At 41.4% G+C, this 11,943-nt stretch carries 14 protein-coding genes; 5 read left to right on the forward strand and 9 right to left on the reverse strand.

Translation table 11 applies throughout. The features are described from left to right. The first annotated feature begins 73 nt into the window (after window positions 1–73). Both SWP_RS18335 and SWP_RS18340 read left to right on the forward strand, forming a co-directional pair. Window positions 74–616: a histidine phosphatase family protein gene (locus SWP_RS18335; protein WP_020914113.1), complete on the forward strand. Its 543-nt coding sequence runs from the start codon at window positions 74–76 to the stop codon at window positions 614–616. Window positions 617–795: 179 nt separating this feature from the next. Then, window positions 796–990 (forward strand): hypothetical protein, encoded by a 195-nt coding sequence (locus SWP_RS18340; RefSeq protein WP_020914114.1) that lies wholly within the window; start codon window positions 796–798, stop codon window positions 988–990. On the opposite strand, the gene SWP_RS18345 is transcribed toward SWP_RS18340, so the two are convergent. Together SWP_RS18345 and SWP_RS18350 are read right to left on the reverse strand one after the other, a co-directional pair. Further along, window positions 987–1,250: a hypothetical protein gene (locus SWP_RS18345; RefSeq protein WP_020914115.1), complete on the reverse strand. Its 264-nt coding sequence runs from the start codon at window positions 1,248–1,250 to the stop codon at window positions 987–989. The two genes, SWP_RS18340 and SWP_RS18345, sit on opposite strands and share 4 nt — an antisense overlap. Before the next feature lie 127 nt (window positions 1,251–1,377). After that, window positions 1,378–3,150, reverse strand: coding sequence for an ABCB family ABC transporter ATP-binding protein/permease (locus SWP_RS18350; RefSeq protein WP_020914116.1), 1,773 nt, complete (start codon window positions 3,148–3,150; stop codon window positions 1,378–1,380). Window positions 3,151–3,489: 339 nt separating this feature from the next. On the opposite strand from SWP_RS18350, the gene SWP_RS24255 reads away from it, so the two are divergent. Then, window positions 3,490–3,666: a hypothetical protein gene (locus SWP_RS24255; protein WP_020914117.1), complete on the forward strand. Its 177-nt coding sequence runs from the start codon at window positions 3,490–3,492 to the stop codon at window positions 3,664–3,666. Window positions 3,667–3,778: 112 nt separating this feature from the next. Here the strand turns inward: SWP_RS24255 and nrfD are convergent, their stop codons facing one another. The 4 genes from nrfD to SWP_RS18370 all read right to left on the reverse strand — a co-directional run bounded on the left by nrfD (window position 3,779) and on the right by SWP_RS18370 (window position 6,471). Beyond that, window positions 3,779–4,720, reverse strand: coding sequence for a cytochrome c nitrite reductase subunit NrfD (gene nrfD, locus SWP_RS18355; protein ID WP_020914118.1), 942 nt, complete (start codon window positions 4,718–4,720; stop codon window positions 3,779–3,781). Next, on the reverse strand, window positions 4,717–5,400 hold the full coding sequence (locus tag SWP_RS18360) for a 4Fe-4S dicluster domain-containing protein (RefSeq protein WP_020914119.1): 684 nt from the start codon (window positions 5,398–5,400) through the stop codon (window positions 4,717–4,719). The genes nrfD and SWP_RS18360 overlap by 4 nt, the downstream gene beginning before the upstream one ends. A gap of 10 nt (window positions 5,401–5,410) precedes the next feature. Continuing rightward, window positions 5,411–5,884, reverse strand: coding sequence for a formate-dependent nitrite reductase (locus SWP_RS18365; RefSeq protein ID WP_020914120.1), 474 nt, complete (start codon window positions 5,882–5,884; stop codon window positions 5,411–5,413). 83 nt (window positions 5,885–5,967) lie between these two features. Continuing rightward, entirely contained in the window at window positions 5,968–6,471 is a 504-nt protein-coding gene (locus tag SWP_RS18370; protein ID WP_020914121.1) for a DUF2726 domain-containing protein, read from the reverse strand. Between the two features lie 402 nt (window positions 6,472–6,873). On the opposite strand from SWP_RS18370, the gene SWP_RS18375 reads away from it, so the two are divergent. After that, on the forward strand, window positions 6,874–7,854 hold the full coding sequence (locus tag SWP_RS18375) for a LysR family transcriptional regulator (protein ID WP_020914122.1): 981 nt from the start codon (window positions 6,874–6,876) through the stop codon (window positions 7,852–7,854). A gap of 27 nt (window positions 7,855–7,881) precedes the next feature. On the opposite strand, the gene SWP_RS18380 is transcribed toward SWP_RS18375, so the two are convergent. Together SWP_RS18380 and SWP_RS18385 are read right to left on the reverse strand one after the other, a co-directional pair. Next, on the reverse strand, window positions 7,882–8,958 hold the full coding sequence (locus tag SWP_RS18380) for a LysR family transcriptional regulator (protein ID WP_020914123.1): 1,077 nt from the start codon (window positions 8,956–8,958) through the stop codon (window positions 7,882–7,884). A gap of 295 nt (window positions 8,959–9,253) precedes the next feature. Further along, complete coding sequence (locus tag SWP_RS18385) at window positions 9,254–9,778, reverse strand: NADPH-dependent FMN reductase (protein WP_020914124.1); 525 nt, start codon at window positions 9,776–9,778, stop codon at window positions 9,254–9,256. Window positions 9,779–9,952: 174 nt separating this feature from the next. Here SWP_RS18385 and SWP_RS18390 point away from each other — a divergent pair, with 174 nt between their 5' ends. Beyond that, a complete protein-coding gene (locus SWP_RS18390; RefSeq protein ID WP_044556081.1) occupies window positions 9,953–10,849 on the forward strand; it encodes a LysR family transcriptional regulator in 897 nt (298 codons plus the stop codon). A gap of 52 nt (window positions 10,850–10,901) precedes the next feature. Here the strand turns inward: SWP_RS18390 and SWP_RS18395 are convergent, their stop codons facing one another. Then, the gene (locus SWP_RS18395; RefSeq protein ID WP_020914126.1) at window positions 10,902–11,672 is read right to left on the reverse strand and encodes a hypothetical protein; all 771 of its coding nucleotides are present in this window, start codon (window positions 11,670–11,672) and stop codon (window positions 10,902–10,904) included. Between the last annotated feature and the right edge of the window lie 271 nt (window positions 11,673–11,943).

An 11,943-nucleotide genomic window follows, 5' to 3' on the forward strand; every position in this document is an offset into this window, starting at 1 on the left:
TATAGAGCCAAACGAAAAGTGCTGCTAAAGCCCTCTTTATAAAAATAAAAATGAGTAACCCCAAGGCTTACCTATGAAAATCACCATCAAAACACTATTTGTATTTGCCATTATTATGCTGAATGGCAATGCCCTATCCGCAGCCGAGCAAGCCACTCTCAATGAAACAAAAAGCAAAACAATCATCGTGGTGCGACATGCAGAAAAACACAATGACGGCACACGCGATCCAGCATTAAGTAAAAAGGGAACAATACGAGCCACCGCACTCATCAATGTATTACCTAAACTACCACTCTCCCAAGCCATAGCCAGTAATTACCAACGCACACAGTTAACACTAAAACCCATTGCAGACGCTAATAACATTAGTATAGACATAGTCGGAACTGCTGACGGGTTACAAGAACACATCACACAAATCGTTGAGCTCGTTAACAGTTCAGATGGAAACAGCATAGTCGCAGGGCATTCCAATACGGTTCCACTTATTATCAGTGCATTGGGCGGCCCAAAAATAACACCACTAACAGAATCAGACTACGGAGATCTATACCTATTATCGGTTAAAGTAACTGGTGAAGTGAGCTTAGAAAAACATCATTTTGGAAAATAGGTTACACTGTCACAATTTGAATTATTAGTTAATAAAGTTAACTTTCTAATTAAATACACTTGGATAACTACATTTTTAGTGATTAAATAGTATATCCAATAAGGGTTAGTTGTAACTGTCTTTACTCAAGCAGGTTAATGCTAGTCTAAACAGTATTCTTTTATGTATGGAGTAGAGTAATGGATGACAAAGATACGCCTGAGCAAAACAAAGGGCTATCTGTAAGCTGTAATAGCTGTCAACGAATGACTGTAATAGAGGGGGAGTACGTCTGCTTTAGGGAAGGTAAAATCACCAGCTTACAACAGATGAAAACACCTTCCCCTAAGAACTTACTCTGTGATGGTTGGAAAATTGGTAAGCTAAAATACTAGGCAGTTAGCATTCCCGCATAATCACGAGCTGAAAATTTCGGTTCGTGCAACAAACCTTTAAGCGGTTCTACAGGGCTTGCTTTCGCCAAGCTTAAACCACGAGTCGTAACGCGCATGCCTGCTGATAATTCAAAATAGATCACTTCGAGCTCATCTTTTTCTAGGCCACGTTTTTTAAGCGTAGCCATAATGGCAAGCCAATCGGTGTTTACCTTGCTGTCTTGCCCTTCGATATGTACAAGTAGAGGTATGTTCTTCATATTGACCTTCTCAGCATAATCATGATTAATGTTAAGTTGATTATAAGCACACTATTCTGAACCTAGGCTGAATTGTATACAGCCTTTGCTTAAAACCTCAATCACTTAAACTAATACATTCTAGCTACTACTCTTGCTGGATCCGCCAAAGTTTGGCATACAAACCTCCAGCATTAAGCAAACTAGTATGGGTGCCAGTTTCGACCACCCGTCCCTGACTAAGCACCAGTATTTGGTCAGCATCAACCACAGTCGACAATCTGTGGGCAATGACTAAACTCGTGTGGCCTTTCGCCACCTCTTTTAATGCAGTTAATATAGCCTGTTCAGAATGACTATCCAGCGAAGAGGTTGCTTCATCAAAGACTAAAATTGGCGCCCGTTTGAGAATTGCTCGGGCAATTGCTACCCGTTGTTTTTCACCGCCAGATAACTTTAAACCGCGTTCACCTACACGGGTTTCGCCACCTTCGGGCAAGCTTTCAATAAAACGCCCTAAGTGCGCCATCTTTATCGCCTCAGCAATCTCAGCATCCGTTGCCGATGGACGTCCATAACGAACATTCTCAATTAATGTGTCATTAAACAACACCGTATCTTGTGGGACGATTGCAATCGCTTGTCTAAGGGTATCTTGACTTAATTCTCTAATATCCTGCCCATCAATACGAATAACTCCAGACACAACATCGTAAAACCTAAACAATAATTTTACGATTGTCGATTTTCCTGCCCCGCTGTCGCCGACAATCGCGACCTTTTGCCCAGACTTAACAGAGAAACTGACCTCATCAAGAATAGGCCGGCTGTCATAACTAAAGCTGACTTGTTCAAATGAAACAACACCTTCGGTTAGCTTCTCAGTTTTTGCATTATCGATATCTTCGATCAACGGCTCTTTATCTAACAGGCCAAACATACGCTCAATATTAGCGAATGCTCCGCGGATCTCCCGGTAAACAAAACCTAAGAAATTAAGCGGAATAAACAGCTGCATCATAAATGCATTAATCAGCACAAAATCACCAATGCTCATGGCTCCTTGAACAACGTCATTTGCCGCCATGGCAAGCATAACGGTCATCGCAACTGAGATAATACAAGCTTGGCCCGCATTCAAAGCAAACAATGACAATCGATTCTTACGCTTAGCTTCTTCCCAGTCTGCTAAAGCACTGTCATAGCGGTTGGCTTCATATTGTTCATTGTTAAAGTATTTTACCGTTTCATAGTTAAGCAGACTATCGACAGCGCGCGTGTTAGAAACTGAATCAGCTTTGGCTGCGTCTCTGACATAACCAGTACGCCACTCAGTAGCCACCACGGAATATGCACCATAAGCCACCACAGAAAGCAGCGTTACTGCAGCGTAACCGACACCATAGTTATAAAATAGGATCCCGACGACCAAGATAATCTCTAACAATGTTGGCACGATATTGAACACCATAAAGCGCATCAAAAAACTCACACCACTGGTGCCTCGCTCTATATCACGAGACAAACCTCCTGTACGTCTTTCTAAATGAAAAGCCATATCAAGTCGATGCAAGTGCTCAAAGACGGCGATCCCTAAGCGCCGTATCGCACGCTCCGTCACTCTACCAAATAGCGTGTCTCTGACCTCCGAAATGATGGTGTTTAGCAGGCGAATACCGCCATAGGCAACAACTAAACCAACAGGTACAGCTAAAAGGGCACTCTTCCCGTCGAGGGTCAAATCGTCAACGAGTGCTTTTAATACGAACGGTAAACCGACACTCGCAGCCTTGGCCACAATTAAACATAACAGTGCCAACCCCACTCTTTGCTTAAACTCTAACAAGTATGGCCAAAGCAGTTTCAGTACGTGCCAATTGAGCTTTCCGACGGGACCATCAAAATATAAGGAGGGGCGCATGATTACTTCCAATAAATAAGAATTGATAAATTAAAGCACGACTCTTGAGTATGGAAAATAATGACTCAGAGCCAAATAACACGTAACAGCTGTAGTGATTTTGTTAAATTAAAGCTTGATAACAGCCCACAAAAAGTACTACTTTAGCACTATGTGGAGATTATCTTTGGTCGCAACAGATATTCGGCCATTGAGGTCTCAAAATATCGCTTAAAGTAGTGCAAACATTATTACTCAACCGTAAAGGGTTTGATACTATCTTTAACTTCGATTTTTAGAGTAAACAGGACCAAGGGCATCTAAATGCTCAGTTCAAATTAACTATCAAGGGATGCAAGTATGTTGGATTCATCCAATCAAAAATATCCACCTTTACCACTCATCCAAACATGGATATGGATGATGACCCAATCTGGAAACCCTGAAATCCAAGAAAAAGGTCAAAGCAATCTAATTGCTTCATTTGGCAGCTTAGCAAAAGCCAATGAATACCTTATGGAGCAAAATCAAAAATAACAATATTATTGTTGATTACGCTTTCCACCGTACATAGATTAAGGCTGTTCACATAAAGTGAACAGCCTTTTTTATAGACAATAATTCTTGGTTGAATTTTGAAATACATCCTTTACACGCCGGTCATCTGGCCGGTGTACAAAATAAAATTTCGTAATAGCAGTACCCCAAGCAAGCTAAAACTGGCGGTCACTGCAACGTAGGTAAACTTACGGTCGGATGAAACCTTCATCCATAGGTTAAAGGCTAGGGGTAAAGTTAGTCCAACGCCAACCACTCCGCCCCAAAAAATCCAGCCCCAAAACCCCTCTCCAATAGCATTAAGTGCTGCTACCTGACTTTGTCCTCCCGACAAAATTAGCCCCGCAAAAAAGGTAAATAGCAGCATGATTTCCACTAAGATCATCGGGATCTCAATCCTATGTATAAATTTCACTTCAATGCCATTAGGGTTACCACGCATCAAAACGCCCCCTAAAAGCGTCGCTGCGGCTCCAGAAGATAGTCCTGAGATTAAGAATAACAGTGGTAAAACAGGGTTATTTAATAATGGGAAGCCGATTAAGGCTGACAATAAAAATCCGGTATAAGCGCCAAGGGATAACGACAAAATAACCAGCACGCCAGTAATAATATCCTCATGTCGTGCCAACAGCGTTAAGCATTTAGTCAGCAAATAAAAGCGGCCATCTAACCATTTATTTACCGGCAGGCTAAATACACTGCCAATCCATGCAAAAAGCACTAGCTGATAGACTAGAAGTACCAGTACTCCCATCGACATCACTGACGAGGTGTTGTAAAACACTAGTATCTTCCAAAATGCTAACGGTTTAGTCAGATCTATCACCAAAATCCCTAAGCCAGCGCAAACTGCAATTGGTGCAATTAAGGCAGCCGCCTGCACAAAAGGTGATAAATATGCCCTTTCAGCCAGCTTAAAATGCTTTAGCATAATGGCAAAAAAAACGGCTCCTGCCGATAAGCCTGCCAAGAAAAGGTAAATTGCAATAGGCCAATGCCAAACTAGGCCGTCAAAGTGAAAAGCACTCATAATACAATCTCCCCATCAACAGTTCGCACATGGAATAACTTAGGACGAGTACCCAAATCAACTTTTTGTCGGTAGGTGGGCTTCGACTTAAGCGTCTTAACCAATGCTGAGTTTGGATCTTTTAAGTTTCCAAAAACCAGTGCCTCAGTAGGGCAGGCCAATACGCAAGCTGGCTGTAGTCCACGAGTTAATTGACTTTGCTGGCAAAAATCACATTTATCAGCGACCTTTGTCACAGGATTAATAAAACGTATCTGATAAGGGCAGGCTGCAATGCAATACTGGCAACCTACACAGCGATCTTCGTTAACTGCTACTATGCCAGTCTCTTTGTCGATATAGGCCGCACCAGTAGGGCAAACCTTGACACAAGGTGCTGCCTCACAATGCTGACAAGAGTGGCGACTAAATCGATAACTTTGCTCTGGATATTCACCAAAAGGCCCCGTGCGCACGATATCAACTCGAGAAACGCCAATAGGAACCTGGTTTACCTCTCGGCAAGCATCTTCACATGCATTGCAACCAATACAGAGATTCTCATCATGTAACATTGCATACTTAACTTCGCTTTCCTCCGCTGCATCTCTAGCCAGCGGCTGCCGTGTCATTGAATACACAGAAACCCCTGCAATCGCGCCGCCACAACCTTTAAGAAACCTTCTCTTTGAAGTATCCATGCTGTGCCTCCTAATGATTATCTTGATGACATTTAGCACATGATTGGCTCATTGCTGGGCCGATGAGCGTCAATGCAGGATCCGTTTCGCTGTGAAGCTGATGACACTGGGCGCAAGATACTCGCGTCGCATGCACATTATGGGTCCAATGCGCCTGCGCAAGCTCTTCGTGATCATGACAAGCTAAACATTGTTCTACCTGTCGCTTTGTTTGAGTATCGCTTTTCACGCCAAATCTGATGATCTTAGAATCTTTTCTAGGATGCTTACCTTTTTCGCCATGGCAATCTTCACAGGTAATAGCCAGCCCCTGATTTGCATGTAACCCCAACATATTGCCGTTGCGCTTATGGCACTTTAAGCACTGGCTACTGTCGATACTTCTCACTTCAGCGGCAACAGGTATGCCTGGAAAGCTTAGCCACAGGAGCAGAAACCATACGATATAGATAACAGAAACGCCGTAACGGTTAGTCAATGACATAACAAAACCTTACACCAATAGGTGAACAGCCAAAGATATGGAGTAAGCGCCAAATGGGTCATTTGGCGCTGAGTCAGACTGAATTATGCGGCGAGCGCTGTTTTGATTAGGGCTTCATCGCACTGTTTGTGCTTATCTAGTTTGATGAATTGCACACCAATATAATCTAAACATTTTTCAATGAACTTCGCCTGTTCTGGAGAGCTGTCATCTGGGTTGCTAATGACCAACTTAACCGAAGATGACTCGTTATCAACAACAACATAGTCAAGGTGACAGTGCTCCATAAAATCTTCAACCTCTTCGTGGTGCCTTACCGAATCGTCAATATCAACAACATTAACCAATGACGCACCATAAAGAATATCGTAACGTTTGTTAGCTATCGCCTTTAAGCTTTTCAAAAAATGCATTGATTCTTTGTCAAGCAAATGAGGCTTAATGCTAATTTCAGCACCCACCATATCTACTTCACTAGCTTTAAAAAACTTAATGCATGTCATTACAAAAGTTATGATGACGAGAGGAACAATTAGAAATAAAACAAAGTATATAAAAGCATAACTGAATATCACTGTGGCATTCATAATAAACCTCCAAGGTTTAAACTAACTTCCTAACCCTCGGAATAATTATTACGCTTTAAAAACTCAGTTAGCAATAAATATAAAAATCATTATATAAAACCCAAGAACCAATCACAAAATCAATTATCGACATTAATCATTACAGATATTCACAAAGTAGAAATGACGTTATCAAATTATAGAAAATCAAATCATCCCCAGAAGCAACAATAGAGCGAACACCCTTAAAAACCAAAAGCTTAACTAAAAACCAAACAAGAAGACACAAAACGACGGCTGCAGGTAGAAAAACTAGAATGGAATATATTAATAAATTAAAAAAGCACATTCAATTGTTATTTTACCGAACATAACAATTAGTGTATGGTTAATATTATAGATTGAAATAGTGAGGAGTTAAGCATGCAAAATATAACTATTGAAAATCTAGACATACTTAGCATCAGTATTCTCGTTAATTTATATGAGCAGCATTCAGCAACATACGTTGCAAAGAAAATGAATATTCCAGCACCAAAAGTAAGTCGCTGCTTACAAAATGCGAGAGTCATATTCAATAACCCATTATTTATCAGAAAGAAACATGGGCTCGTCCCAAATGAGTTTACCCAAAAGCTCTACCCTATCGCGAAAGAGCTTTTACAGTGTTCAGAACATTTACAACAGCTATCTACATCGGTAACGGCTTTGAGTAGCAAACAAATCAATATATATGCCAGCGATATGTTAGCTCAACACCTTCATCAGCAGCTTAACCAAGCTATTGAGCTGTCTGAAATTCATGTAAGTTATAAGCTACACACTCAATCAATTAATACCTTTGCCGACATAGAGTCTGGAGTCTTAGATGTTGCTCTTATCACAGAATCGAATCAACAATTACTGCAGTTTTATGCCAATGCATTAGAGGTAACCCCTTTGCAAAAGCTAAATCACATGTACCTTATAAGTGATGCCTTTCACCCTATTCTAAAACGAGATTTGGATTTAGATACCATTGCTGACTACCCCTATGTCAGCGCACAAGACTTAGCGACCCCGACCTCAGTTGATCCTTTTATATTTTACTGCCAGCAACATCATATCCAATGTCGACTGGCGAATACCGAAAACGTTGAAAACCGTCTTAGTTTTCACGACTTGCAGCCTCTTCTAGTACAGACAGATCACTTAGCACTACTGCCCTATAGCAAGGTTTATGATCACAGTAACCTATTACCTGGTTTACATGTGTGTTGTTTATCTGAAATGGAAACCAACCGACTCTATTTGTCTCAACCTCACCCTACCCTTTATTTAATCAAGGCAAAATCAAACCGTTCGAGCACGTTAGGCGATATAAGTAAGGCGATTAATCGAATTATTAGCCACGGCCTTCACTAACAATCGATTAGTAAAGGCATTCAAAGCTCACTCAGTGACGCTATTGTTGGCTGTTGCAGTAGTGCGCTGCACGCAGTCAACATTGCAGTTAGTGGGTCTACAGTCATTTTGAGTACAGCAGGCCATTAAGGGAGCTGGCGAATTATTAGTGGTGTTTATATTTTCGAAATGACTTTGCATCTCAATCAATTTATCGCCCAATAAGTTTTTCAGACAGTTAACCATTGGCGGCATGACACTTTGATGACTGTGCAAGTAGTAGCTATCAGATTTTAAAGCTTGAGTCGCTTTCCACGCATGCGAGATATCTAAGAAATCAACGTCCTTTCTATTTTCGAAATAATAATAAGTCATTGCAGAAACCAAGATGGCAACGTCATCAGTCATACTCACATGATCAACAACCATACGTACACTCGGGCTTTTAAGTACTACTTTAATATCTATATCTTCAACTTGTGCATACTCCTCAATGCGATGCAACTGATGAGACTGAAGATTAGAGTTTACCAAGGCTATTTTGTAATCAAAGATAGCCTTAAGCGGCTCAGAAGCACTAAAAATAGGATGCCCAGTTTTAGCAACAATAAAGAAGTGGCTGATATCACCTATTTTGGTATCGGTTACCATGGGGTGATTAACCGGCTCTATAGAGATAGAGCAATCGATTTTCCCTTGGCATAGGCGCTGACTGACAGTCTCAGACCAGGGCTGCACATTGACATAAACACCACCAGTAACACATCGGCAAGACTGTTGAATACAGTTGAGAACAGCTAACGACCAGTGCTCGTTAGCTGCAAAAGTAAGTTCATAAGGAGCATCTTTTTTATCTAGCGTCGTTTCAATAATTTTATCAAGTTGCTCTAAGATGGTTCGTACCATTGGTGTGATTTTTAACGCAACCTGGTTAGGTTCAAGCCCATACTTTTGCCTGACAAATAGCTCATCGCCTAACACATCTCTCATCGTTGCCAAGGCACGACTGACTTTTGACTGACTGGTATTGAGCTTTGCAGCTACTGCACTGCCATTTTTTAGATCAACGAGCCCAATAAAAACCTGCAGCGTAAAATAATCGAGTCGACTGATTTGCTTCAGCATTCGTCTTGTCCTTGTGCTAGCGCCTTCTATGGATGAATAAACCCAATTGATATGTTAGCAGCAACCAAAATCACAAATTAGATGGCCTAGAAACATGAAATACAAGGATAACTTTTAACATTGGAACAAAAACAATACTGCGTAACCGGTCACAATAAGACCAACAAAAATAACCATGAACAGGGATAAATGACTCTGTGCCATAAAACATAGCATTAGGATAGCCGTAGCTTCGACCAAATAGTCTGGCTATCAAAGCCAGACTATTTCTCACGATGTAAGACGGTTGAGGCGCTTACTTCAGTCCTGCCAGCGCTGCAATAAGAGAGGCTTTTAATTCTGGGTTTCTAAGGGTTTGCTGCTCCATATCAAAGTTGTCGAAGAAACTAGGAATAGAAAGGCTCCCTTTTACGTCTGCAGCAAAATACGGCGCAGAACCCGAGGCTGCAGCCAGTACAGATGCTGCTCCGCCAGGGCCAGGTGATGTTGCTAGCAACACCATAGGTTTGTTTTGGAAAACTTTCATATCGATACGTGAAGTCCAGTCAAACAGATTCTTATAAGCTGCGGTATATGAGCCGTTATGTTCAGCAAAGGAGATGATAATTCCATCGGCTTCACCTAATTTGGCAAAAAACTGCTGGGCAAGCTCAGGCTGACCTAGCAACTCCTCTCTATCTTGGCTAAAAATAGGCATCTCATAATCGTTTATGTCTAAGATCTCAACTTCAGCACCCTCTACCAGTGAGGCTGCGTAAATTGCTAACTGTTTGTTGATTGACTTGCTACTGCTGCTGGCTGCAAATGCTAATAGTTTCATATTCTGATCCTTTATTCCGTGGTATCTGCAGTTAATCCTGCAGCGTAAAAGCGTTAAATTGTCAGCGTAACTATTAGCAATAAGCTTAAGTATTGAGCGACAACTCGATAGGAAGCAGTGTATATTACAACCCAGAAGTAATTAATAACCTAAATTGACAATGACTATTTCCATATGACTATGAATAAACTTTTTGACGGTGTAGTGATATTTGCCCAAGTAGTTAAGAGCGGCGGTTTCTCAGCTGCAGCGGATGCATTAGGTCACTCAACCTCATATGTGAGTAAAGAGGTCAATAAACTGGAAGCTAGACTTGGTGTTAGACTACTCAACCGCACCACGCGCTCAATTGGTTTAACGCCAGAAGGTGACGCCTATTACCAACAATGCCTGCAATTAATCAGCGATGCAGAGCTAGCTGTAGGTTTGATAACGCAGCACGATGTAAGCCCAAAAGGCGTTCTAAAACTTAGTTGTCCCATCGGTTTTGCTCAGACTCACCTCAAAGCGATTATCTCTGAATACCTGCAGCTTTACCCTAATGTCAGCCTAGAGTTAGACTTAAGCGATAATCGCACCGATGTGATTGCCGATGGCTATGATTTGGCTATAAGAGCATCCTCACAACTGGATGAATCCAGTCTTATCTGCCGTAAATTATACAGCTGTGGCGCTTTCACTGTTGCCTCAAAAGCATATATTTCCCGTCATGGAAAACCTTATCACCCACGAGAGTTAGCGACTCATAATGGGATCTGCTATTCCAATTTAAAAACCCCCAGCCGTTGGGATTATGTCGACAAGGATGGTAAACCTTTCTCTGTTGATGTCCGCCCTAAAGTCCTCTGCAATAATGGCCATATGCAGCTTGCTATGACTTTAGAGGGACATGGCGTGGCAAGGTTGCCACTGTTCTATATGCAAGAAGCTTTACAAGACAATCAGCTCCAAGTGCTATTTGAAGACTTTCCAACAACGACTGTTGATGTGTTTGTGATCTACCCCAGCCGCAAACACCTTTCACCAAAGGTCAGAGCATTTATTGATCTGGCAGCAGATCGATTAAGATAAGATGTAAATAATAAAGCCGCAAAAGCGGCTTTATTATTTACATCAATTAACACTATTTGTCTTTCATCGATAACTCATCAACTAATCGATAAACCGTGTAGGTCGTCGAGTGAAAGTTCTCAGACCAAGCTTTTAATGCTGCCCCCGCTTTAGCCTCATCACCCATATGAGTCGCTAACGCCTCTGAAAACGACTTATTCGGTGGAGTCATCTCAGCATAATTCTTATAAGGAATGACTAGGGATAGCTCCCCTTCTCCACCAATAGTATTGCCCCATGACCATAAATAAGGCCACTTCATCGCTTTAGCGTTGTCACTCAGCAGTTTTTTTCCGTCCGCAATTGATTTAGCTTTGCCCATTTTCGCTTGATAGTTTGTCACGGCAAAATATTTGAAGCCTTTACTATCTTTCGGCCAGTGGCTATTTTTCATATCAATACGGCTGTAAAAGTGCTCGTAATGATTTATATACTGCGCCACATTCGCGTACCAATCATCGAGAATTTTGTTATCTGCTTGCCATTTCTGGTAGCCATCTACATCCTTCCATTTGGTACAGCAGTAACGAATGATATACCTATCCATGCCCGTGCCAATCGCTGGGCGATAAACTTTCCATGCTCGCGGGTCGCCCTTACTGGCTCGAAACTGGATATGTTTAACAAATGCTTTTTCAAATGCTGCTTGTTGGCCTTGGTGAGGAACCATAACCCATACATCAGCTAACGAATCTGGTTTATGGTGAGCCGCTAAAGCTACGTTACTCAAGCTCATCGTCAGCAACCAACTGCCAACAATTATCTTTAATAGAATATTTTTCATTCCTATCATCCTTTCAGTGAGTGAGTCAGCATCAAGGTAATTAAAATAAATAAAGGGGAATTCTGAGTTTAGGAGATGCCAACATAATTACGTTTAAAGCCTAGCAACTATTAGCAAACTTGCGAGTTGTCTAGCAACTGCGTCCGCTAAAGGCCATCGTTATTAAGCCATAGTTGTTAACTACACCAATAGAAAAGCTAATCTTAATGAGCGGGAACATCTTTCAAAATTCATATAATCAATATTCTAAAACAGAACAATAAACAGCTCA

It is taken from the genome of Shewanella piezotolerans WP3, assembly GCF_000014885.1.
GTDB lineage: Bacteria > Pseudomonadota > Gammaproteobacteria > Enterobacterales > Shewanellaceae > Shewanella > Shewanella piezotolerans.